This window comes from Cellulosimicrobium funkei, from assembly GCF_900155925.1.
In the GTDB taxonomy this organism is placed as follows: Bacteria; Actinomycetota; Actinomycetes; order Actinomycetales; family Cellulomonadaceae; genus Cellulosimicrobium; species Cellulosimicrobium funkei.
This window is the reverse complement of sequence record NZ_FTMI01000003.1, coordinates 328,987-351,633: the sequence shown is the minus strand read 5'-3', so window position 1 is coordinate 351,633 and position 22,647 is coordinate 328,987. Positions and strand designations below refer to the sequence as shown.

Here is a 22,647-nt window from a genome sequence, read left to right as displayed (position 1 = left end):
GTCAGCCCTCCCGCGCAGCGGGGTTGGCGAGGGTGCCCGCGTACAGCAGGGACGCGGACTGGTCGGCGAGGTCGACCATCTGGAGCGTGTTGCGCAGCTGGAGGCGGTTGAGGCACGAGTGCGCGAACCGCGGCGCGCGCAGGTCGACGCCGCCGCGCAGGTCCGGGTGGTCGGCGCGGTGGGCGTCGAGACACTCGGCGACGAGTCGCCAGAACCGGTCCTCGGGCAGCACGCCGTCCCCGGCGAGGATCGCGGCGAGGTGGCGCAGGACGCCGTCGAACACGTCTGTGAAGATCGCGAGCGCCTTCTCCTCGTCGTCGACGACGGCGCGCACGCGCTCGACGCCGGGCGGGAGCGGCGCGTCGCCGAGGACGGCGATCTCCTCGCCGACGTCCTTCATGACCGCGCGGACCACGACGTGGTCGCGGAGCACGAGGATGAGGTTCTCGCCGTGCGGCATGAACGCGAGGTCGTGCGCGAGGAGCGCGTGGGCGAGCGGGCGCAGGTAGGCGTCGAGGTAGGCGCGTACCCAGTCGGCGGGGTCGAGCCCGGAGGCGCGCACGAGCGCGGTCGCGTGCGCGGCGCCGTCGGGGTCGCGGTGCAGGAGCGCGGCCATGGTGGCGAGGCGCTCCCCGGGCGCGGTGCGCGGCACGGGGCTCTCGCGCCACAGGGCGGCGAGCATCTTGCGGTGCGGGGACGGCGTGGCGGTGCGGTGGTAGACGTCGCCGGTGTACCCGATCGAGGCGAGCTCGCGCAGCACGGTGAACCCGCGGCCGCCGAGCTCCGGGTCGGCGGCGACGAGGTGCGCGACCCAGTCGTTGATCGCGGGGGTGTCGCGCATGTACGCGGGCGACAGCCCGCGCAGGAACCCCATGTTCTGGATCGCGAGCGCGACCTTGACGTAGTGGCGGGCGGGCCGCGTGAGGTTGAACAGGGTGCGGATCGACTGCTGCGGCTGGTACTCGTCGGCGCCCGGCCCGAGCGGGACGAGGTCGCCGCGCGCGACGTCGGCAGCGAACGTGATGGGCACGCGGTGCTCCCACTGCCACGGGTGCACGGGCAGGTAGAGGTAGTCGGCCGGGTCGAGGCCGCGCGCGGCGAGCCGCTCGGCGAACGCGGCGCGCTCGTCGGGCGTGAGCTCGGCCCCGTAGTGCGTCTCCTCGTCGAGCCCGGCGCCGAGCGCGAGGTGGGTGTGCTCGCGCCGCGCGGCGAGCCACAGCAGCCGCACGCGACCCCCGTTCTCGGGCGCGTACGCGCGGTACTCCGCGAGGCCGAACCCGATGCGCCCGTTGTTCGCGACGAACCCCGGGTGCCCCTCCGTCATGGCCGCCTCGACCTCCTGGAACGACGCGCCGAGGAGGTCGGTGGCGCTCGGCCCGCCGGTGCGCTCGTACCGCTCGAGCTTCGCCGTCGCGCTCGCGAGCGTGGACGACACCTCCTCGAGGTAGGTGGCGAGCAGGTCGTCCGGGATACGCAGGTCGGGCTGGAGCTCGACGACGAGGTCGAGCGCGTCGACCGGCAGCTCACGCCGCGCGAACGTGCCGCCCGCACCCGCGGGGTCGCCCACGTCGCCGCGCCGGCCCGCCGTGCCGTGCCCGGCCGTCGTGGTGCGCCGGATCGACGCCTCGTCGAGCACCCAGTGCTCGAGCGCGTACCGCCGCGCGACGAACCGGTACTCCACCGAGCCGTCCGCGACGGGCAGCACGTACTGCCCCGCCCCGTCGGCCTCGACCGGCCAGACCTCCGCGCGCGGCGCGAGCAGCCGCTCGTGGGTGAGCTCGGCGATCGTCTTCGCGACGAGGTGGCGGTGCGCGCGCTCGGCGAGGTCGGGGCGCAGGTGCGGCGCGTGGTCGACGCCGTCGCCGAGCGGGCTCGCGTCGAGGTCGGCGCGCGTCGCGACGGCGAGGTGCGCCGTCTTGCCGGGGAGCTCCACCTCGCGCAGCACGCGGAACCCGGCCGCGGCGTTCTTCGCCGCGATCGCGGCGTTGCGCACGTCCGGCTCGACGACGACGCGGCGGGCGCCCCGGCCCGCGGGGTCGAGGCAGAACCGCACGACGGCGCCCATCACCGCCGAGGTGAACCCGCCGCGCGCGGGCCCGGCCGGGGGCGCGACGAGCAGGTGCATCCCGACGTCGCCCGGCTCCAGCAGGGCGACGGCCGCGGGGACGTCGGCGAGCGTGACGCGCGCCGGGTCGTACGTCTCCAGAAGGAACGCCGGCACGCCGTCGACCCGGCCGAGCCACGCGTCCTGGTGCGGGTCGGCGCGGACCCCGGCGAGGTAGTCCCGCACGCCGTCGACGTCGAGGTGGCCCAGCTGCCAGAACGCCGAGCGGGGGTGCGCGAGCCAGCCCTGCACGAGCGCGGCGTCGCGCACCGGGTCGGCGGGCTCGAACGAGACGTCCGCGCGGCCGTCGCCGAGCCGGACCCGCACCGCGAAGGCGGCGCCCGGGCTCGCGCTCGACGCCGCGTCGTCCGACGCCGCAGCACCTGACGCCGTCGGGCCCGGCGACGGCACGGCCGACGCCGCCGTCGCCGTGGTGGTGGCGCTCATCGAGCCTCACCTCCCGTGCGCTCGCCCGCCGCGACGCGCGCCGCGGCGTCCGACGTGGCGGGGGTCGTCGCGGGAGTGGTGGCCGGGGACGGGGAAGCCGAAGGAGCCTCGTCGTCGGGCAGACCGAACGTCTGGAACGCGATGCGCTCCTCCACCGGGTACACCTCGCGGCCCGTGACGGTGCGCAGCACGACGGCGTTGCGCCACGCCGCGAAGCCGAGGTCCGGGGCGGTGATGCCGTGCGTGTGCTCCTCGCCGTTGAGCACGTGGACGCGGCGCGCGCCGTCGACCGTGTAGTCGCGCGCGACGTCGAACCGCCCGAGCTCGTCGAACCGGAGCAGGTGGCGAACCGGGTCGAGGAACGCCGGGACCGAGGCGGCGTAGCCCGTCGCGACGACGAGCGCGCGCGTGCGGCGCTCGACCTCCCGCCCGAGCTGCGCGTGCCGCAGCCGCAGCACGTACTCCCCGGCCGACCCCGCCGCGTCGGGCTGCCCGGCAGCGCTCGCCCCGTCACCCCCGCGGGCGGCCGGCTCGTACCGCGCCGCGACGACCTCGGTGTCGGTGAGCAGCGTCGTCGGCACCGGACGGTCGAGGCTCAGGCGGTACAGCGCGTCGTAGATCTCGTCCACGAGGTCGCCGCTGATCCCCTTGTACAAGCCCCGCTGCTCGCGGCCGAGGAGCTGGCGCAGCTCGAGCGGCAGCGCGTGGAAGTGGTCGGTGTACTCCGGCGACGTCATCTCGAGCGTGAGCTTCGTGTACTCCATGGGGAAGAAGCGCGGCGAGCGCGTCACCCAGTCGAGCCGGTAGCCGGGGCGCCGCGCGTCGCCGTGCACGCCGTCGAGCAGGTCGCGGTAGACCTCGGCGGCCGACTGGCCGCTGCCCACGACCGTGACCGAGCCCGCGTCCGCGAGCGCGTCGCGGTGCGGCAGGTACTGCGCGCTGTGCACGAGCGGCCCGGCACCCGGGTGCTCGCCGCGCGCGACCTCGTCCGCGAGCGCCCGCAGCGCGGGCGGCAGCACCGGCGAGGTGCCGACGCCGAGCACAAGGTGGCGACCCCGGTGCTCCTCGGTGCCGGTGACGCTCCCGTCGGGCGCGAGCGTCTCGGCGCGCACGACGAACGCGTCGGCGGCCGGGTCGTGCTCGACGGCGACGACGCGCCGCGACCAGCGCAGCGAGCCCAGGCGGGCCGCGACCCAGCGGCAGTACGCGTCGTACTCGGCGCGCAGCGGGTAGAACGACTCGCGGATGTAGAACGGGTAGAGCCGGCCCGTGGCCTTGAGGAACGCGAGGAACGAGTACGGCGACGTCGGGTCCGCCATCGTGACGAGGTCGGCGAGGAACGGGACCTGGATCGTCGCGCCCTCGATCATCATGCCGGGGTGCCAGCGGAACTCGGGGGCGGCGTCGAGGAACACGGCGTCGACGTCGTCGAGGGGCGCGGACAGCGCCGCGAGGCCGAGGTTGAACGGCCCGATCCCCACGCCGACGACGTCGCGCACGCGCGCCGGGTCGTGGGGCGCCGGGCCGGGGCCGCTCGTCGTGGGGGCAGTCGTGCTCATCGGGTCACCGCCCCGGCGGTCGCGAGGGACGCCACGAGGTCCGCGGCGTGCGCCGCGACGTCGTCGTCGTGCAGCAGCTCGTCGCGCTCGACGAGCGCCTGGGCGGTCGTGCGCACGAGGTCGAGCACGTGGCGCACGTCCGCGAGCGTCACGGTCGGGTTGAGCAGCGTGAGCTTGAGGCACGGGACGCCGTCGAGCACGGTCTTGGCGACCACCGCGCGACCGGACTCGAACAGCACGCGCCGCACGAGCGGCACGAGGCGGTCCGCGTGCGCCGCGGACAGCCCCGGCGGCTCGTAGCGGAACAGGACCGTGGACAGGTCCGTGCGGCCGAGCACGCGCAGCTCGGGGTCGTCCGCGAGGTCGGCGTGCACCTGCGCGGCGAGGTCGCACACGGCGTCGACCATCGCGCCGACCCCGCCGGGCCCGAGCGCGCGCAGCGTCGTCCAGAGCTTGAGCGCGTCGAAGCGGCGCGTCGTCTGGAGCGACACGTCGACCTGGTTCGGCTCGGCGTTCTCGCGCGGGTTGAGGTAGTCCGCGTGGTGCGCGACGCGCTCCAGGTCGGCGCGCTCGCGCACGAGCAGCGCGCTCGCCGACACGGGCTGGAAGAACGCCTTGTGGTAGTCGACGGTCACCGACCGCGAGCGCTCGATGCCGTCGAGCAGGTCCCGGCGCGTCGGGGACACGAGGAGGCCGCACCCGTAGGCGGCGTCGACGTGCAGCCACACGTCGGCCGCGTCGCACACGTCCGCGACCGCGGCGAGCGGGTCCACGCAGCCGCGGTCGGTCGTGCCGGCGGTCGCGACGACCGCCATGACGACCTCGCCCGCGGCGTGCACCGCGGCGACGGCGGCCGCGAGCGCCGCGGGCACGACGCGCCCGTCGGCGTCGGCCTCGACCCGCACGACCGCGTCGTCGGCGAGGCCGAGCAGCAGGGCCGAGCGCGCGACGCTGAAGTGGCTGGACCCCGCGGCCAGGACGCGCAGGCGCGGCAGGACGGCCGAGCGTCCGAGCCCGTCGCGGGCCGCGCGCTCGACGGCGCGCTCGCGGGCGAGGAAGAGCGCGTGGAGGTTGGACTGGGTGCCACCCGACGTGAGGACGCCGTCGCCGGCGACGTACCCGACGCGGCCGGCGGTCCAGGCGACGAGGCGGCGCTCCATGAGGGTCGCGACGGTCGACTGGTCGTAGGTGTCGACGGACGTGTTGATCGCGGCGAGCAGCGCTTCGGCGCCGACGGCGGGCAGCGCGACCGGGCAGTTGAGGTGCGCGGCGTAGGCGGGGTGGTGGAACCACACGGCGTGGGTCGCGTAGAGGTCGGCGGCCTCGCGCAGCGCGGCGTCGGTCCCGACGCCGGGGCCGTCGAGGTCGGCGGCGTCGACGAGCGCGGCCAGATACGTGCGGCTCGCGCCGGACCAGGGCTGGTCGACGGCGGCCATGCGCGCGGCGACGTCGTCCACCACGGCGTGCAGGGTGCTCGCGTAGGCGCCCGCGGTCGCGCCGGTGAGCAGCGCGGGGGCGGTCGGGGTACCGTGCGCGGGCGCGCCGGATCGTGCTGAGAGCATGCGAGGCTCCAGGACGGGGAGAGGACCGCCGCGGATCGCGGCGGGGCAACCTGAGGTTTGCCTTGCCTAACCTAGCGCAGCGCGGTCCCGCGTCAAGAGTGACCTGCGCCACGTCGCCGTGGACGCGCGGCCACGGCGGGGAGAGGATGGCAGTCGCCCGTCCTGGTGCCCGAGGAGGCCGTGTGGAACCCACCGTCGCGACGACCCGCCCCGCCATCGTCACCGTGGACGACGACCCCGGGGTCTCGCGCGCGGTCGCGCGCGACCTGCGCCGCCGCTACGGCGACCGGTACCGGATCGTGCGCGCCGAGTCCGGTGCCGAGACGCTCGCCGCGCTGCGCGAGCTCGCGCTGCGCGGTGAGGACGTGGCCGTCGTCCTCGCCGACCACCGCATGCCCGGCATGACGGGCGTCGAGCTGCTCGAGCAGGCGATGGACCTCTTCCCCGCGGCGCGCCGCGTCCTGCTCACCGCCTACGCGGACACCGAGGCGGCGATCGAGGCGATCAACGTCGTCGACCTCGACTACTACCTGCTCAAGCCGTGGGACCCGCCCGAGGAGAAGCTCTACCCCGTCGTGGACGCCCAGCTCGAGGCGTGGTCCGCGACCGACCGCCGCCGGCCCGCCGAGACCGTCGTCGTCGGGCACCGGTGGTCGGCACGCTCGTCGCAGGTGCGCGAGTTCCTCGCGCGCAACCGCGTCCCCTACCGGTGGTACCCGTCCGAGTCCGCCGAGGGGGCGCGCCTGCTCACCGCCGCGCAGGCCGACGGCGAGACCCTCCCCCTCGTCGTCACGCCCGAGGGCGAGCCCCTCGTCGCGCCCGACGACGCGACGCTCGCCGAGCGGGTCGGGCTCGCCACGCGCCCCGCGGCCGACTTCTACGACCTCGTCGTCGTGGGCGGCGGACCCGCGGGGCTCAGCGCGGCACTGTACGGGGCGTCGGAGGGGCTGCGCACGGTGCTCGTCGAGCGCACCGCGACCGGCGGCCAGGCCGGCCAGAGCTCGCGCATCGACAACTACCTCGGCTTCCCCGACGGGATCTCGGGCGCCCAGCTCGCCGAGCGCGCGCGCCGCCAGGCCGTGCGGTTCGGTGCCGAGATCGTCACGACGCGCGACGCCGTCGAGCTCGACGTCGACGGCCCGGCCCGCTCGGTGCGGTTCCCCGACGGCACGTCGATCGACGCGCACACCGTCATCCTCGCCTCAGGCGTCTCCTACCGGCTGCTCGACGGCCCGGGCCTCGCCGACCTCGTGGGCCGCGGCGTCTTCTACGGCTCGGCGCTCACCGAGGCGTCCGCATGCCAGGACCAGGAGGTGTACGTCGTCGGGGGCGCGAACTCCGCCGGGCAGGCGGCTCTCTACCTCGCGCGCGAGGCCAAGCAGGTGACGCTCGTCGTCCGCGGCGACTCGCTCGCCCGGTCCATGTCGTCCTACCTCGTCGAGCAGGTCGAGGCCCACCCGCGCGTGCGGGTCCTCACCCGCACGGAGGTGGTCGCGGCGTCGGGCGACGACCACCTGGAGCACCTCGAGCTGCGCGACCTCGACGCCGGCGCGACGTCGCGCGTCGAGTGCGGGTGGGCGTTCGTGTTCATCGGCGCCGCGCCCCGCACCGACTGGCTCGACGGCGTCGTCGCGCGCGACCCCCGCGGGTTCGTGCTCGCGGGACCCGACCTCCTGCGCGACGGCGCCCCGCCCGCCGGGTGGACGCTCGACCGCCCGCCCTACCACCTGGAGACGTCCGTGCCCGGCGTGTTCGCCGCCGGGGACGTGCGCGCGGAGTCGGCCAAGCGCGTCGCGTCCGCCGTCGGGGAGGGGGCCATGGCCGTCATGCTCGTCCACCGCTATCTCGAACAGCTCTGACCCCGTCCCGCCACGCTCCCGCCGACACCACCGACACAGCACCACCGACACAGCACCGACGACACAGCCCCGACCGACCCGGAGGCGACACCGTGACCAGCACCGAGGACCCCACCACGACCCCGCCCCCCGCGGGCGCCAGCACCGCGCCCGGCACCGCCGCGGCCGCCGCCGCGCGCGGCTGGCTGCCGTGCGACGTCGACGAGCTGCGCGCCACGTTCCTGTTCGAGCACCTCACCGACGACCAGCTCGCCTGGCTGTGCGCGACCGGCCACGTCGAGCGGCACGACGCGGGCTGGCTGCTGCACGAGGGCGCGCCCGCCGAGGCGTTCTACGTCCTGCTCGACGGCGGCGTCGCGCTCTACCGCCGCGTCGGCGAGGACGAGGTCGAGGTCTCGCGCACCCGTCAGGTCGGGGTCTACCTGGGCGCCTGGAACGCCTACCTCGGCGACCGGCTGCCCCAGACCTACCTGCACTCGGCGCGCGCGCTCGAGCCCTCGCGCTTCTTCGTGCTCGCGGCCCACGACTTCGCCAAGCTCATGACCGAGTGGTTCCCCATGGCGGTGCACCTGCTCGAGGGCGTGTTCTGGGGCACGCGCGACGCGCAGCAGCTCGTCGGGCAGCGCGAGCGGCTGCTCGCGCTCGGGTCCCTGTCCGCGGGCCTCACCCACGAGCTCAACAACCCGGCCGCCGCCGCCGTGCGCGCCACCGGGACCCTGCGCGAGCGCGTCGCGGCCATGCGGCACAAGCTCGCGCTCATCGCCGACGGCCCCTACGACCGCGCCACGCTCGCCGAGCTGATCCGGCTCCAGGAGGAGGCGCTCGAGCGGTACGCGGACACGCGCACCGCGGACGCCGTGGGCGCCCTGGAGACCTCCGACCTCGAGGACCGCCTCACCGACTGGCTCGACGACCACGGCCTGCCCGAGGGGTGGCGGGTCTCCCCCGCGCTCGTCCAGGCCGGCATCGACGAGCCGTGGCTCGACCGCGTCGCCGGACGGGTCGACGCCGGCGCGCTCACCGGCGCGGTGAGCTGGCTCGCGTACACCATCGAGACCGAGCAGCTCATGGCCGAGATCGAGGACGCCACCGTGCGCATCTCCTCCCTCGTCGGGGCCGCCCGCCAGTACTCCCAGCTCGACCGGGCGCCGTTCCGGCCCGTGGACCTGCGGGAGCTGCTCGACTCCACCCTGACGATGCTCGACCACACCCTCGACGGCGTCGACGTCGTGCGCCGCTACGACCCCGACCTGCCCCCCGTGCCCGTGTACGCCGCCGAGCTCAACCAGGTGTGGACCAACCTCGTCGAGAACGCCGCCCAGGCCATGGCCGGCACCGGGACCCTCACCGTGACCACCCGGCGCGTCGACGACCACGCCGAGGTCGAGGTCGCCGACACCGGCCCCGGGATCCCCGACGCCGTGCGCCCGCGCATCTTCGAGCCGTTCTTCACGACGAAGCCCGTCGGGCAGGGCACCGGGCTCGGCCTCGACATCTCGTGGCGCATCGTCGTCAACAAGCACCACGGCGACCTCGCCGTGACGTCCGTGCCGGGCGACACGCGGTTCGTCGTGCGGCTCCCGCTCGAACCCGCGCCCGTCCCCACCTCGCCCACCTCACCCACCTCGACCGACGCGCCCGACGCGCCCGACGGCCGCCCGTGACGGCCGCCCCCGCGGCGGGGACCTCGCCCGTCGGCGAGGAGCGCCACGCCTCCTGGCTCGAGCTGTTCTTCGACCTCGTCGTCGTCGCGGGCATCGGCATGCTCGCCCACCTCCTCCAGGAGGACCACGACGGCGGCGGGCTCGCGCTGTACGTCGTGGCGTACACGGCCTTCTGGCTCGTGTGGGCGTGCTTCACGACGTACGGCAACGTCGCGGGAGAGGGCGCGCGGTCCCTGCCGATCCTCGCCGGGATGGCCGCGCTCGCCGTGATGATCGCCGCCGTCCCCGGCATCCACGACGAGCACGCCCGGGCGTTCGCCGTCGCCTACGTCGTGGGCCGCCTCGTGGCCGCACGCCCGTGGCGGCGCACGACCGTCGTCGTCGACCTGCCCGTCGTGCAGGCGCTCGCCGGCGTCGTGCCGTGGGTCGTGTCGTGGTGGGCCGACGGCCAGACCCGCTACGTGCTGTGGGGCGTCGGCCTCGCGATCGACCTGGTGCTGCTCCTCACGCTCTCGGGCGAGCGGCTCGTGCGGCGCGCGCAGGAACGCCTCGACGAGGTCCGCGAGCGCCGGGGCCGGGGTCGTGCGCTCGGCGGCCGTCGTGCACGATCCGGCGCGCCGGACCGCGGGCGGCGGCGCGACCTGGAGGTCCCGACGACGGTCGACGCCGCCGCGAGCGACGTGCCCCACCTCGGCGAGCGGCTCGGGCTGTTCGTCATCATCGTGCTCGGCGAGGGCCTCATCCAGGCGATCGACGCCGCGAGCGAGGCGGAGTGGGACCGCACCCTGCTCGTGGCGGGTGCGGGGGCGTTCACCCTGCTGGTCGGGCTGTGGGCGCTCACGGTGCGCTCGGGCTACGCGGGCGTGGCGCTCCTGCGCCCGGCCGGCGTGCCGCCCCGGGTCGCGTGGTTCCTGCACCTCGTGACGACGGGGGCCCTCGCCACGCTCGCGGGCGCGCTCGGCGGCGTGCTGGACCACCCGGCGCGCGCCCTCGAGCCGGCCGAGCTCGCGCTGCTCGTCGGGGCGTTCGCCGTCCACGGCCTGGTGTCCGCGGGCGTCCACGCAGTGCTGCGCGACGTCCGCACCGCGCTGGTCCTCGCCGTGCCCGTCGTGGCGGCGGGGGCGGTCGCCGCGCTCGCGGGCGGGTCGGTCTCGGCCGCCGGGCTCGTCTGGGTCCTGTCGGGCGCGCTGCTCGTCCAGCTCTCCGGTGCCGGGCGCGCGCACCGTCCGGCGTCGGGCGACGCGGCGTCGGGCACGGAGCGCGACCCGGGGCCGGGCGCCGAGCCCGGTGCGACGGCGGCGGGGACGGACGCGGGGGACGACGCCTGACGCCGCCCGGGCGCAAAACCGTGGACGTCGCGCGCTCGCGGGCATAGCCTCGTGGCGTCCGGTCGAGACCCGCCCGGACGCTCGACCATGACGACCGGTGAAGGGCAGGTGGACCCGCGTGACGCACGAGTGGTCCGTCGACCCGTCCCGAAGGGCGCTCCTCAGGTAGACGACGTGCGTCGTCCACCTGCAGAGCCGTCCTGGGGCACCGTCCTGGGGCGGCTCTCGTCGTCCCGGGGCACGGCACGCGAACGCACGACAGGAGGAGCGACGATGAGCGAGGTGGTCATCTACAACCTCGGCGGCAGCCAGGTGCTCGGCCGCGTGTCGTTGCGCCACGCGATCCGCATGCTGCACCGGCAGGTCGCCGAGGTGCTGGAGGCCGTCGAGGGCGAGACGTTCGGGCCCTACCAGCGGCCCCGGTCGGTCGCGCTCGTGCGGTACGTGCACGCGCGCTGGGTGTACGAGCGGCAGGGCCGCGTGCCGTACTCGCGCGCCGCGCTCCTGCGCCGCGACCGCTACCGGTGCGCGTACTGCGGCGGGACCGCGACGACGATGGACCACGTCGTCCCGCGGTGCCAGGGCGGCACGACGACGTGGCTCAACGCCGTCGCCGCGTGCGAGCCGTGCAACGCGGCCAAGGGCGGGCGCACGCCCGAGCAGGCAGGCCTGTCGCTCCTGTCCAGACCGTTCGAGCCCGCGTTCCGCGACATCTACCCGTCGGCGCCCGCCCCGCGCAGACGCTGACGGGTCACCGGCCGGCGCGCCCGGCCGGTCACGGGCGGCCCGGCCGGTGGCGGTGACACCGGCCGGGCCGGCCGCGTGGTGCGGTCCTGCGACCGCGACCGCGACCGCGACCACGGCGGCGTCCGGGACACCGGCCGCGCCCCTCCCTCCTGGTGGAGCCGGTCCGCGCCGCGCACCCACCTCGGGTCCCGGGCCGCGCGAGGGAGCCCACGATGGCGACGGTCCGGATCGGGACGTTCAACGTCGAGAACCTGTTCGAGCGGCCGCGCGCGATGGCGGGCCCGCTGACCGCGGGGAACGCGGTCCTGGCGGCGCACGCCCGGGTCAACGCCCTGATCGCCGAGGAGCGGTACGGCCCCGACGTCCGCGCCGAGATCCTGGAGCACCTGGAGACGCTCGGCCTGCTGCGCGCCGACGCCGCCGCGCTCGCGGTGCTGCGCCAGGTGCGCGGGCGGCTCGTGCGCCGCACCGGGTCGCAGGCCGCCGGGACGGCCCGCACCGAGGTGGTCGCGACCGGGCGGGGCGACTGGGTCGGCTGGGTCGACCTCGTCAAGGACCGGGTCGACGAGCTCGCGATGGCCCACACGGCGCGCGTCGTGGCCGATGTCGGTGCCGACGTCCTCGCCGTCGTCGAGGCGGAGAGCCGCGTCGCGCTCAAGCGGTTCACCGACGCGGGCGTCACCCGCTCCGGGCGCGCGCTCTACCCGCACGTCATGGTCATCGACGGCAACGACGACCGCGGGATCGACGTCGGGCTGCTCACGCGGCGGCCCTACGAGATCGGGACGGTGCGCTCCCACGTCGACGACCGGGACTCGCGCGGACGCCTCGTCTTCGGTCGTGACTGCCCCGAGTACGTCGTCGTGCTGCCGGGCGGCGACACGCTCACCGTGCTCGTCAACCACTTCAAGTCCAAGGGGTACGGGACGCAGGCCGAGTCGGACGCGACCCGGCGCCGCCAGGCGACCCGCACCGCGGCGATCTACGCAGGCCTGCGCGCCCGCGGCGAGGAGCACGTCGTGGTCGTCGGCGACCTCAACGACACACCGGGGTCGGTGCCGCTGCGCCCGCTCCTCGAGGGGACCGACCTGCGCGACGTGAGCGTGCACCCGGACTTCCGGGGCGACGGGCGTCCCGGGACGTACGGCAACGGGACCGCGAGCCAGAAGATCGACTACGTCCTGCTCTCCCCCGCGCTGTTCGAGCGCACCGTCGGCGGGTCGGTCTTCCGCCGGGGCGTGTGGGGCGGGAAGGACGGGACCCTGTTCCCGCACTACGACACGATGACGTCGCCCGTGCACGCGGCGTCCGACCACGCCGCCCTGTGGGCCGACGTCGACCTCGCGTGACGGGCCCGACCGGGCGCCCGGGGCGATGGACGCCCGGCCGGCGCGTCAGTCCGCGCGGGCGAGGGCGATCGTCGTGGAGCCGCGCTGGCCGGCCTCGTAGAACATGTGCAGGCGGCCGTCGACCTCCACGAACGACGGCGCCGCGGCGCGCCCGTGGTCCGGTGCGGCGGACCCCGAGTCGTACAGGACCCCGAGGTGGTCCTCGCGGTCGAAGCCCGTCCCCACGCGCGCGACGTGGATGTTGCCCGAGCCCGCGTGGTAGACGACGTGGCCCCCGCCGTTGCGCGACCAGTAGTGCGCCCCGGAGACCTGGCCGCCCTCCCCGGCGGCCGGCGTGATGAGCGGCTCCGGCTTGACCTGCCAGCCGGAGGTCAGCGACTGCGACCAGCCGACGTAGATCTTGCGAGTCCCGCCGTGGTTGCCCATGAGCAGCATGACGTAGATCCCCGACTGCGTCGGGTGCGGGAAGACGCGCGCGTACGACGTCTCGCTCACGCCCGGGAGCATGTACGTCCCCACGACCCGGTTGTGGTACGTGAAGCTGCGGCCGTCGGCGGAGCTCGCGACCCGGGTCGTGTGGTTCTCGCCGTGGAAGAACAGGTAGATCCGGCGGTCCGCCGGGTTCCAGAACGCGTCGGGGCTCGACACGTGGCTCACGTCGAAGCCCGCCCACGTGCGCGGGATGATCGGGTTGGCGGGGTGCTCGCGCCACGGGCCGGTGACGGAGTCCGCGTAGGCCAGGCAGATGCCGCCCGGGGCGTCGTGCGGGGCGTAGTACATGTACCAGCGGCCGAGCGGGTTCTCGACGCGCCCGGCGACGTACCGGACCGAGGGGAAGATCAGCTCGTTCGTCGGGTTGTACCGCAACGTGCTCCGGTCGAGCGGCTGCCCGAGGTAGCGGAAGGTCGGGAAGCCGGGCACCGCCGCGTGCGCGGGCGCCGGGGCGGCGATGCCGCCCACGGTGCCGGCGAGCGTGCCGGTCGCGGTCGCCGCGCCGAGCACGACGGCACCGCGCAGGAGCGCGCGACGGGTCAGGGGACGAGGGACGGGTGGGCGAGGGTCGTCCGGCATGCTGCCTCCACGGTGAGAGAGCGGGTGGGACCGCAGCCACTCTCACGACGGCCCGCGAACAGGGTCAACACGATAATGAGAACTGCCGAACGGCCCGACGGCGGGCACCGTCCGGGAGCGGGCCGATCCGGAGGCCGCCCGCCGACCGATGAGTCCGCGCGCCGCCCCGGGTCTCCCCCTCGACCGCGCAACAGGGACGAGGAGGATCCATGGCCAAGGTGATCGCCGGGGCGACGTTGTCGCTCGACGGGTTCGTGCAGGACGCCGCCGGGAGCAGCGCCGCGCTCTACGCGGACTTCGACACGCTCGTGGGCAGCGACTACATGCGCCGGCTCCAGGACGAGACCGGCGCCGTGCTCATGGGGCGACGCACGTTCGACGGCGCCGAGGACCCCGACAGCTACGCGGAGGACTACGAGTTCCAGGCGCCGCTCTTCGTCGTGACGCACCACCCGCTGCCCGTCGCGCCGCGCCGCAACGAGCGGCTGTGGATCGAGTTCGTCACCGACGGGGTCGAGGAAGCGGTGCGCCGCGCCGTCGAGGCCGCCGGCGACCGCGACGTGACCTTCGTGGGCGGCGCGGACCTCTTCCGCCAGCTCCTCGCGGCGGACCTCGTCGACGAGCTCGCCGTCGACGTCATGCCGGTGCTGCTCGGCGGCGGCGTCCGGCTGTTCGACGGCGGCGTCCCCGCCACCCTGGAGAAGGTGAGCGTCGACGAGGTGGGCGTCCGCACCGCGCTGCGCTACCGGGTCGTGCGCGACCGCTGATCCGGCTCAGGCGCTCAGCCGCTCGGCGGGGCGAGCCGCCCGGGTCCCGCGTCCCGCGTCCCGCGGCGCGCGGTCGAGGACCGCCAGGGGGTCCCGCGCGAGGTCGGCGACCGGCTGCCCGGTCTCCCGGCTGAGGGCGCGCAGCAGGCCGGCCCGCGTGGCGTAGCCGGCGGCGCGCGCCGCCGCGTCCAGCTGCGAGCCGCCCCGCAGCCGCGCGATCGCGACGTTGAGGTGGGCGCGTGTGCGCCAGCGCCCGAACGGGAGCCCCGTCTCCTCGACGAAGAGCCGCTGGACGTGGCGCGCGCTCGCGTGCCGTCGGTCGGCGAGCTCCTCGAGCGTCGCACCCCCGCGCCGGGCGTCCTCGGCCACGGCGCGCGCGACCGGGTGCGACGGGAGCGTCAGCACGAAGTGGTCGCCCGTGACCCCGCGGAGCACCTCCTCGAGGGCCGCGCGGAACGGCGCGACCTGCTCCGGGGTCACCGGGCCCGCGCAGAGCACGGCGGTCAGGACGTCCGTGACGGCCGGCACGACGCCGAGCCGGTGCACCCGGACGGGGGGCTCGACGCCCGGCGAGAGCACCGGCCCGAGGGCCATCGCCCCGCCCGGCAGGCGCACGGAGTGCGGCACGCCGGGGGCGAGCCACACGCTCTCGTGCGTGCGCAGGGTCAGGGGCGCGCCGTCGGCCACGAGCTCCGCGGTGCCCGCGACGACGTGGACCAGGTGCGGCTCGTCGTGCGCGTGGGTGTCGTGGCCGAGGAAGCGGACGGCGTTCTCCGGGACGACGGCGCCCAGCGCGGTCGGGGTCATGCGGCGCTCCTCTCCTCGGCCGGACCCTCCGGTCCGGCCGTCCCGCGCGACGACCTCGGACGCGTCCCGCGGCGCACCGTGCGGACGTGTCGCGCCCGGTTCTGTCGCGCCCGGTCGTGTCGCGTCCGGGAGCGTCCGTGTCATGTCCGGACACGGCACGGCGCGCAGGTGTGGTTAGCCTAACCTCGCGAGGTGCGCCCCGGTCACGCCGTGCGGCCCCCGCGTCCCTGCTCCCGAGTGCGAGGTCCCATGCTGCCGTCCCGCCGTCCCACCCGCCGGCCCCTCACCGCGCTGGCCGCGCTCGTCGCCGCCGCGACGCTCGCGCTCTCCGCGTGCTCGGGCGGCACCACCACGTCCGACGCCGGGGCGGAGGGCTCCGGAGAGCCCACCGGCTCGTCCGCAGCGGAGCGCGTCGTCGCCACGGACCAGGGCGACGTCACCGTCCCGACGGAGCCGCAGCGCGTCGTCGTGCTCAACCACGCGCTCGCCGGCTACCTCTACGCGCTCGACGTCCCGGTCCTCGCCACCGTGCCCGAGGTGACCGACGACCCCGAGCCGGCCTTCTCCCCGCTCTGGGCGCAGGAGGCCGAGGCCGACGGCACGGAGCTCCTGGAGTGGAGCGCCGACGGCTTCAACCTCGAGGCGATCCTCGCGCTCGAGCCCGACCTCATCGTCGGTGGCGGGTGGGGCTTCCCGCTCAAGCAGGCGACGGACGTCTACGACGGCCTGAGCCAGATCGCCCCGACCGTCCTCGTGAGCGGCACGTACACGACGTGGCAGGAGCAGCTCGCGTTCCTCGCGGAGGACGTGTTCGACGACGCGGCGACGTCCGAGGAGCTCGCCGCCGGGTACGAGGACCGGCTCACGGAGGTGCGCGACGCGATCACCGTGCCCGCGGGCGAGACGGCGTTCCTCGCCCGCACGGCGGAGGGCACCACGTACGCCCTCCAGGAGGGCGAGGGGCTGCCCGCGATCTTCGAGCGGCTCGGGTTCGCGGTCCAGCCGATCCAGGAGCAGACCGGGGCCGAGCCGTACACGCCGGGCGGTGACATGTTCGAGGTGTCGGCCGAGCAGGTGACGTCGGTGGTCACGGCGCCGAACGTGTTCGTCATCGGTTTCAACGGCGCGGAGGTCGACCTCGACGCGCTCGCCGCCGACCCGGTGTTCGCCGCGCTGCCGTCGTTCGCCGCCGGGACCGCGCACGAGCTGCCCACGTGGACGATCCGCAGCGACTACCACGAGGCGATGGCCCTGCTCGACGTCGTCGAGGAGCAGTTCTCCTGATGGCCCAGCACCGCCTGCGCACCCACCCCCTCGTCCTGCGGCGCGTCGAGGTCGCGCGCGTCGTCGACGTCACGCCCCGCATGCGCCGCGTGACGCTCGTCGGGCCGGAGCTCGGCGCGTTCGAGCGCGACGGCCTGCCGATGCCGGCGTTCGACGCCCCGGGGTTCGACGACCACGTGAAGCTCGTCCTCGCGTCCGACGGCGACGTCGCGTCCGCGCTGCCCGTGCAGCGCGCGCACGGCATCGACTGGCCGCCCGCGCCGAACCGGCAGGGTCGGGACTACACGCCGCGCCGCTGGGACCCGGTGGCGGGCGAGCTCGACCTCGACCTCGTGCTGCACGGCGACGGGCCCGCCGCCGCGTGGGCCGGGGCGGCGCGCCCCGGCGACGCTCTGTGGTTCGTCGGCCCCAAGGCCTCCACCGTGTGGCCCGACGACGTCGACTGGGCCCTGCTCGCGGGCGACGAGACGGCGCTGCCCGCGATCGGCCGCTTCCTCGACGAGCGTCCTGTCGACGCGCCCGTGCAGGTCGTCGTGACGGTCGGCGACGCGTCGGCGCGCCAGGACCTCGCGCTGCGCGACGGCGACACCGTCCGCTGGGTCGTCGCGCCCGAGGGCGACCGCGGCGCGCTCGGCGAGGCGGTGCGCGCGATCACGTGGTGGCCCGGGCGCGTCTACGCGTGGGCTGCGAGCGAGAGCCGGGCCCTGCTGCCGGTGCGCCGCCACCTCACGCGCGAGCGCGGCGTGCTTCGCACGCACGTCGACGTCACCGGGTACTGGCACGCGCAGCCGGCGCCCTCGGGCGCGAGGCCGGGCGACTCCGCGAGCACCGTCGGCGACACCTCGGGCGGCGTCCCGGGCAGCACCGCGAGCGACGCGCCCGGCAGCATCGCGACCGGCACCGCCCCCGCGGCGCAGCCCGCGGGCGTGCCGTCCCCCGTGCCGTGGTTCGCGACGCGCGCCGCACTCCAGCTCGGGCTGCTCGACGCGCTCGGCGACGGCCCGCGCGACGTCGCGGCGCTCGCCGAGGCGGCCCGCGTCGCGCCCGCGGCGGTCCGGGTCCTCGTGGACGTCCTCACGGCGTCGGGGGTCGTGACCTCGGACGGTGACAAGGTGGCCCTGGCCGACGCCGGCGAGGACCTCCTCGACGACGAGCACGCGCGCGAGGAGTACGAGGGCCTGGAGGCCGACGCGGTCCTCGCGCTCGCCGCGCTCGCCCCGGCGCTGCGCGAGGACGCCCCGGCGTGGGCGCGCTCGCGCGGCCGGACCCTGCGCGCAGAGGTCGAGGCCGACGTCGACTTCGCCGCGGAGGTCGTCGAGGGCGCCGACGTCCTGCCCTACGTGCTCACCGGCCTCCCGACGTGGCCCGTGTGGTCGGGCGCGCGGTCGGTGGCCGTCGGAGGGCCGGGGGCGCTCGTCGTGGCCGACCTGCTCGCGGACGTGCCCGGTGACCGCACGACGACGCTCGTCGAGGACCCCGTGCCGCTCGCCGTCCTGCAGGAGCAGGCCGGCACGGGCTCGCCCCACGCCACGTCCGGCTCCTGGCCCGGCGCCGACCTCGCCGTGTGCGCGCTCGGGACCGGGCACCGCACCGACGACGAGGTGGTCGCGCTCCTCGCCGCGATGGGGGCGGCCGCGCGTCGGGCCGTGCTCGTCGAGGACCTCACGCCCGACGGCCTGAGCCCGCACGCGCACGAGCACGCGCTGCTGTCCCTCGCGACGACGGGGTCCGGACCCCGCACGCCCGACGACGTGGCCCGGCTCGCCGCGCGCGCCGGGTGGCGCGTCGTCGGGCACGACGCCCTCGGCTGGGGCGTCGCGCGGGTCGAGCTCGCCCGCTGACCCACGGCACGGCGGGGCGGACCGCGGTCCGCCCCGCCCGCTCAGGACCGGCGTGCCAGGCCCGGCGCGGCCGCCGCGACGAGCAGCGCGGTGGCCGCCGCGAAGACGACGACCATGAGGCGCAGCGGCTCGACCGTGAGCGAGAGCCCCAGGAGCAGCACGGGGACGGCGAGCCCCAGGTACGCGACGAGGAAGACCCCCGCCAGGACCTCCCCCCGGCGGCCGGGCTCCGCCAGGGCCCCCGCCGTCGCGAGCGCGCCCCGGAAGAGGATGCCCACGCCCGCGCCCGCGACCACGGCGCTCGCCACGAACCCGGGCAGGCTCGCGGTGCCGACGGAGACGGCGAGCACGGCGAGCCCGGTGAGCGTCAGCGTGACGGCGAGCGCGACCTGGCGCCGGCGGGCGAGCCGGCCCGTGGCGAGCTGCGCGACGGCGGCCGCGGCGAAGACCGTGGCCGAGACGAGCCCGGCGACGAGGCGCGACTCCTCGTGCATCACGGTCGCGAGCACGCTCGGGGTGAGGGACGTGAAGAGGCCGAAGACGGCGAAGCCCGCGAACGCGGCGGCCGCCGCGGCGACGAAGGTGCCGCGCCCGCCGCGCGGCACGGCGACGCGCTGCGGGCGGTAGCGGTACGGGGCGACGGCGGGCGGCACGGTCTCGGGCACGAGCGCGGCGGCGAGGACCGCCGCGGCGAGCAGGACGGCGAAGGCGACGTACGGCGTCGTGAGCGGCGCGGGCGCGGCCTGGGCGAGCAGCCCGCCGACGAGCGGTCCGAGCGCGAGGCCGCCGATGTTCGCCAGGCCCGCGACGGCGCTCGTGTCCGCCGGGCCGCCGGGCCGGGCTGCCGCGCGGAGCTCGGCGAGGTGCGCGGTCGCCGTCGCGGTGACGGCCCCGATCCCCACGCCCGAGACGAGCCGCGCGACGACGAGGCCGCCCAGACCGTCCGGCAGCAGGAACAGCACGGCCGCGACGAGCTCGGCCACGAGGCCGAGGACCACGACGCGGCGGCGCCCGAACCGGTCGCTGAGGTGCCCGACGAGGTAGAGGCTCGCGGCGACCCCGACGGCGTACGCGGCGAAGACGACGGTCACGGCGACGGTCGGCAGGCCGTCGCGCGCCTGGTACAGCGGGTAGAGCGGCGTCGGGACCGTCGAGAACGCCATGGCCGTCGCGAACGCGAGCGCCACCACGAGGAACCCCGACCCGTGCGAGACGAGCGGCCGCGTGCGCCGCGCACGCGGCGGCCGGGAGGACCGCTGCGCGTCGTCCGGTCGCGCGGGTGCGGGGCGGGTCGGAGGTGCCGAGGTCGTCGTCATGCGTCCACCGTGCGCCTGTGCTCCTGATCGTGTCCAACGACTTGTACCGATCCTCTTGATCGATGTCAGCGATAGAACGTCGTAGGGTGAGCGGCATGGAGACGCGCCAGCTCGAGTACTTCGTCGCGGTGGCCGAGGAGCTGAGCTTCACGCGCGCCGCCGCGCGCGTCTTCGCCGTGCAGTCGAGCGTCTCGGCGGGCGTGCGCGCCCTGGAGGCCGAGCTCGGCGCCCGCCTGTTCGAGCGCACGCGGCGCTCGGTCGCGCTGACCTCGCAGGGCGAGGCGCTGCTCCCCCGGGCCCGGGCGGTGCTCGACGCCGTCGACCAGGCCCGTGCCGCCGTCGCGCCCGGGCCGCACCACGTGCGCGGCACGGTGCGGCTCGGGGTGTTCACGAACCTCGGGTACCTCGGCCTGCCGCGCACCCTCGCCGCGTTCCGGGACCGCCACCCCGGCGTGGTGCTGCGCCTCACCCCGTCGCCCGCCGGGTCGACGGGCCTCGGGGAGGACGTGCGGCGCGGTGTCGTGGACGTCGCGTTCACCGGGCTCGGGCCCGAGGACCACCCCGGTCTGCGGTACACGCGCCTCACGTCGTCGACGTTCGTCGCGGTGCTGCCCGCGGGCCACCCGCTCGCCGGGGCGCGGTCGGTGGCGCCCGGCGACCTGGCCGACGAGCACGTCGTGACGACGCCGCGCGGGTTCGGCAACCGGGTGGTCGCCGAGCGCGCGTTCGCGCACGCGGGCGTCGCGCCGCGCGCGGACACGGAGGTGGCCGACGTCGGCGACCTGCCCGCGTTCGTCGCCGCCGGGTTCGGCGTCGCGGTGGTCCCCGCGGACATGTACGAGCCCGCGCCGGGCGCGGTCGCGGTGCCGCTCGACGCGCCGGAGGCGTGGTCCCTCGGGCTCGTGACGCGGCCGCACCCGGGCGCGGCCGCCGCGGCGCTCGTCGCCTCGCTCGTCGCCTCGCTCGCCACGGGTCGGGAGCAGGCTCCGGCGGGGTGACGGGCCCCCGCGCCCGCAGACCCCGCCGGGCCGCGCTGCTAGCATCGGCACGTGCTCATCGAGGTCGACAGACTCTAGCCGCCGAGCCGTCGGCGGCCCGTCCCAGCGCACCCCTCGCCCCGCTCCGCCCCGTCGGAGCCCTCGTCGGCGACCCCTGCCCGGCTCGTGCCGCGGCCTCGGCGTGCCGGGACGACGCCCCACCGCTCCCGCCACCGGCGGCCCGTCCGCGCGCCCGCGCGACGACGGCCCGCCCGACCTTCCCGGCACGACCACGCCCGCGGCACCGCGGGCCGAGGAGCACACCCATGTCCACCCTGCACCGGTCCGCGGTGACGCTGACCGACCTCACGTTCGAGTGGCCCGACGGCACCGTCGCGCTCTCCCACCTCTCCGGCACGTTCGGCACCGGCCGCACGGGCCTCGTCGGCGACAACGGCGCCGGCAAGTCGACGCTCCTGCGCCTCGTCGCCGGCCTTCTCACGCCCACCTCCGGGCGCGTGACGACCACCGGCGACGTCGCCTACCTCCCCCAGACGCTCACGCTCGGCCGCGACGCGAGCGTCGCGCGCCTGCTCGGCATCGACGCGACGCTCGACGCCCTGCGCGCGATCGAGTCCGGCGACGTCGACGAGCGGCACTTCGACGCCGTCGGCGACGACTGGGACGTCGAGGCGCGCGCCGCCCAGGCGCTCGCCGAGATCGGGCTCGACGGCGTCGGCCTCGACCGGCGCGTCGGCGAGCTGTCCGGCGGCGAGGCGATGCTCGTCGCGATCAGCGGCCTGCGCGTGCGGCGCAGCGCGATCACGCTGCTCGACGAGCCGACGAACAACCTCGACCGTGCCACCCGGGCCCGGCTCGCCGTGCTCGTCGACGACTGGCCCGGGGCTCTCGTCGTCGTGAGCCACGACCTGGAGCTGCTCGAGCACGTCGACGAGACCGCCGAGCTGCACGCGGGCGCGCTGACCACGTTCGGCGGCCCGTACAGCGCGTGGCGCGCGCAGCTGGAGGTCGACCAGGCCGCGGCGGCGCAGGCCGCGCGGAGCGCCGAGCAGGCCCTGCGCGCCGAGAAGCGCCAGCGCGTCGAGGCCGAGACGAAGCTCGCGCGCCGCGAGCGGACGGCGCGGACCGCCCAGGCGAACCGCACCGGGTCACGCATCTCCATGGGGCTGCGCGCGTCCGCGGCCCAGGTCTCGGCGGGCTCGATGCGCCAGGGCCTGGACGCCAAGGTCCAGGCCGCGCAGCAGGCGCTCGACGCGGCGGCGGCCCGAGTGCGCGACGACGAGCACGTGCACCTCGTGCTGCCGGACCCGGACGTCCCGCGCGGGCGTCGGCTCGCCGAGCTGCACGGGACGAACCGCACGGTCGTCGTCCAGGGGCCCGAGCGGGTCGCGCTCGTGGGGGCCAACGGCACCGGCAAGACGACGCTCCTGGAGAACCTGCTCGCCGGGCGCGCGCCCGAGCCGGGACGCGCCGGCGGGACGCTCCTCACGGACCGGGTCGGCTACCTCCCGCAGCGGCGCGACGAGCTCGACGACGCGCGCAGCGCGCTCGACACCGTCCGCGACGGCGCCCCGGGCGTGGCGCCGGGCACGGTCCGCAACCACCTCGCGCGCCTGCTCCTGCGCGGGTCGGCCGTCGACCGCCCGGTGGGCACGCTGTCGGGCGGCGAGCGGTTCCGCGTCGCGCTCGCACGGCTCCTGCTCGCCGACCCGCCCGCGCAGCTCCTCGTGCTCGACGAGCCGACGAACGACCTCGACGTGCGCAGCGTCGAGCGGCTCGTCGAGGCGCTGTCGGGCTACGCGGGCGCGCTGCTCGTGGTGAGCCACGACGACGGGTTCCTCGCCCGCCTCGGGGTCGACGTGCGGCTCGAGCTCGACCGGGACGGCGGGCTCCACGAGGTGGCGCCGGGCGCGGAGCAACCCGCCCGCTGAGCGCCGGTCCGGG

General features: G+C 76.4%; 16 protein-coding genes. 10 read left to right on the top strand and 6 right to left on the bottom strand.

Annotated features, from left to right (window positions below):
* Position 1 precedes the first annotated feature (1 nt).
* The 3 genes from BXA05_RS09710 to BXA05_RS09700 are packed head-to-tail and all read right to left on the bottom strand — an operon-like array spanning position 2 to position 5,672.
* Positions 2-2,551, bottom strand: coding sequence for a GNAT family N-acetyltransferase (locus tag BXA05_RS09710; RefSeq protein ID WP_083711778.1), 2,550 nt, complete (start codon positions 2,549-2,551; stop codon positions 2-4).
* Complete coding sequence (locus BXA05_RS09705) at positions 2,548-4,110, bottom strand: lysine N(6)-hydroxylase/L-ornithine N(5)-oxygenase family protein (RefSeq protein WP_076404846.1); 1,563 nt, start codon at positions 4,108-4,110, stop codon at positions 2,548-2,550. Before BXA05_RS09705 ends, BXA05_RS09710 begins: the two co-directional genes overlap by 4 nt.
* Complete coding sequence (locus tag BXA05_RS09700; RefSeq protein ID WP_076404845.1) at positions 4,107-5,672, bottom strand: pyridoxal phosphate-dependent decarboxylase family protein; 1,566 nt, start codon at positions 5,670-5,672, stop codon at positions 4,107-4,109. The genes BXA05_RS09705 and BXA05_RS09700 overlap by 4 nt, the downstream gene beginning before the upstream one ends.
* Before the next feature lie 182 nt (positions 5,673-5,854).
* Here BXA05_RS09700 and BXA05_RS09695 point away from each other — a divergent pair, with 182 nt between their 5' ends.
* From BXA05_RS09695 to BXA05_RS09675, 5 genes are all read left to right on the top strand, one after another.
* The gene (locus BXA05_RS09695) at positions 5,855-7,531 is read left to right on the top strand and encodes an NAD(P)/FAD-dependent oxidoreductase (protein ID WP_076404844.1); all 1,677 of its coding nucleotides are present in this window, start codon (positions 5,855-5,857) and stop codon (positions 7,529-7,531) included.
* A gap of 92 nt (positions 7,532-7,623) precedes the next feature.
* The gene (locus BXA05_RS09690; RefSeq protein WP_244550431.1) at positions 7,624-9,195 is read left to right on the top strand and encodes an ATP-binding protein; all 1,572 of its coding nucleotides are present in this window, start codon (positions 7,624-7,626) and stop codon (positions 9,193-9,195) included.
* Positions 9,192-10,523, top strand: coding sequence for a low temperature requirement protein A (locus BXA05_RS09685; protein WP_076404843.1), 1,332 nt, complete (start codon positions 9,192-9,194; stop codon positions 10,521-10,523). Before BXA05_RS09690 ends, BXA05_RS09685 begins: the two co-directional genes overlap by 4 nt.
* A gap of 273 nt (positions 10,524-10,796) precedes the next feature.
* Positions 10,797-11,270 carry an HNH endonuclease gene (locus BXA05_RS09680; protein WP_009863577.1) on the top strand — a complete coding sequence of 158 codons (474 nt, stop codon included), beginning with the start codon at positions 10,797-10,799 and terminating at the stop codon, positions 11,268-11,270.
* A 212-nt stretch (positions 11,271-11,482) separates the two neighbouring features.
* The gene (locus BXA05_RS09675; protein ID WP_076404842.1) at positions 11,483-12,619 is read left to right on the top strand and encodes an endonuclease/exonuclease/phosphatase family protein; all 1,137 of its coding nucleotides are present in this window, start codon (positions 11,483-11,485) and stop codon (positions 12,617-12,619) included.
* A 45-nt stretch (positions 12,620-12,664) separates the two neighbouring features.
* On the opposite strand, the gene BXA05_RS09670 is transcribed toward BXA05_RS09675, so the two are convergent.
* A complete protein-coding gene (locus BXA05_RS09670) occupies positions 12,665-13,690 on the bottom strand; it encodes a glycoside hydrolase family protein (protein WP_076404841.1) in 1,026 nt (341 codons plus the stop codon).
* 209 nt (positions 13,691-13,899) lie between these two features.
* Between BXA05_RS09670 and BXA05_RS09665 the strand changes: the two genes are divergently transcribed.
* On the top strand, positions 13,900-14,457 hold the full coding sequence (locus tag BXA05_RS09665; RefSeq protein WP_076404840.1) for a dihydrofolate reductase family protein: 558 nt from the start codon (positions 13,900-13,902) through the stop codon (positions 14,455-14,457).
* Positions 14,458-14,463: 6 nt separating this feature from the next.
* Here BXA05_RS09665 and BXA05_RS09660 read toward each other — a convergent pair whose 3' ends face one another.
* On the bottom strand, positions 14,464-15,264 hold the full coding sequence (locus BXA05_RS09660; RefSeq protein ID WP_076404839.1) for a helix-turn-helix domain-containing protein: 801 nt from the start codon (positions 15,262-15,264) through the stop codon (positions 14,464-14,466).
* Between the two features lie 249 nt (positions 15,265-15,513).
* On the opposite strand from BXA05_RS09660, the gene BXA05_RS09655 reads away from it, so the two are divergent.
* Both BXA05_RS09655 and BXA05_RS09650 read left to right on the top strand, forming a co-directional pair.
* Complete coding sequence (locus BXA05_RS09655) at positions 15,514-16,548, top strand: ABC transporter substrate-binding protein (RefSeq protein ID WP_076404838.1); 1,035 nt, start codon at positions 15,514-15,516, stop codon at positions 16,546-16,548.
* A complete protein-coding gene (locus BXA05_RS09650; RefSeq protein ID WP_076404837.1) occupies positions 16,548-18,389 on the top strand; it encodes a siderophore-interacting protein in 1,842 nt (613 codons plus the stop codon). The genes BXA05_RS09655 and BXA05_RS09650 overlap by 1 nt, the downstream gene beginning before the upstream one ends.
* A 41-nt stretch (positions 18,390-18,430) precedes the next feature.
* On the opposite strand, the gene BXA05_RS09645 is transcribed toward BXA05_RS09650, so the two are convergent.
* Entirely contained in the window at positions 18,431-19,705 is a 1,275-nt protein-coding gene (locus BXA05_RS09645) for an MFS transporter (RefSeq protein ID WP_076404836.1), read from the bottom strand.
* A gap of 95 nt (positions 19,706-19,800) precedes the next feature.
* Between BXA05_RS09645 and BXA05_RS09640 the strand changes: the two genes are divergently transcribed.
* The gene (locus tag BXA05_RS09640; RefSeq protein WP_076404835.1) at positions 19,801-20,703 is read left to right on the top strand and encodes a LysR family transcriptional regulator; all 903 of its coding nucleotides are present in this window, start codon (positions 19,801-19,803) and stop codon (positions 20,701-20,703) included.
* Between the two features lie 305 nt (positions 20,704-21,008).
* Complete coding sequence (locus BXA05_RS09635) at positions 21,009-22,634, top strand: ABC-F family ATP-binding cassette domain-containing protein (RefSeq protein ID WP_076404834.1); 1,626 nt, start codon at positions 21,009-21,011, stop codon at positions 22,632-22,634.
* The last annotated feature ends 13 nt before the right edge of the window (positions 22,635-22,647 follow it).

Bases quoted from the DNA above. Each gene is read 5' to 3' on its own strand.
- BXA05_RS09710 (WP_083711778.1), bottom strand. From the start codon at position 2,551: ATGAGCGCCACCACCACGGCGACGGCGGCGTCGGCCGTGCCGTCGCCG.
- BXA05_RS09705 (WP_076404846.1), bottom strand. From the start codon at position 4,110: ATGAGCACGACTGCCCCCACGACGAGCGGCCCCGGCCCGGCGCCCCAC.
- BXA05_RS09700 (WP_076404845.1), bottom strand. From the start codon at position 5,672: ATGCTCTCAGCACGATCCGGCGCGCCCGCGCACGGTACCCCGACCGCC.
- BXA05_RS09680 (WP_009863577.1), top strand. From the start codon at position 10,797: ATGAGCGAGGTGGTCATCTACAACCTCGGCGGCAGCCAGGTGCTCGGC.
- BXA05_RS09675 (WP_076404842.1), top strand. From the start codon at position 11,483: ATGGCGACGGTCCGGATCGGGACGTTCAACGTCGAGAACCTGTTCGAG.
- BXA05_RS09670 (WP_076404841.1), bottom strand. From the start codon at position 13,690: ATGCCGGACGACCCTCGCCCACCCGTCCCTCGTCCCCTGACCCGTCGC.
- BXA05_RS09665 (WP_076404840.1), top strand. From the start codon at position 13,900: ATGGCCAAGGTGATCGCCGGGGCGACGTTGTCGCTCGACGGGTTCGTG.
- BXA05_RS09660 (WP_076404839.1), bottom strand. From the start codon at position 15,264: ATGACCCCGACCGCGCTGGGCGCCGTCGTCCCGGAGAACGCCGTCCGC.
- BXA05_RS09655 (WP_076404838.1), top strand. From the start codon at position 15,514: ATGCTGCCGTCCCGCCGTCCCACCCGCCGGCCCCTCACCGCGCTGGCC.
- BXA05_RS09650 (WP_076404837.1), top strand. From the start codon at position 16,548: ATGGCCCAGCACCGCCTGCGCACCCACCCCCTCGTCCTGCGGCGCGTC.
- BXA05_RS09645 (WP_076404836.1), bottom strand. From the start codon at position 19,705: ATGACGACGACCTCGGCACCTCCGACCCGCCCCGCACCCGCGCGACCG.
- BXA05_RS09640 (WP_076404835.1), top strand. From the start codon at position 19,801: ATGGAGACGCGCCAGCTCGAGTACTTCGTCGCGGTGGCCGAGGAGCTG.
- BXA05_RS09635 (WP_076404834.1), top strand. From the start codon at position 21,009: ATGTCCACCCTGCACCGGTCCGCGGTGACGCTGACCGACCTCACGTTC.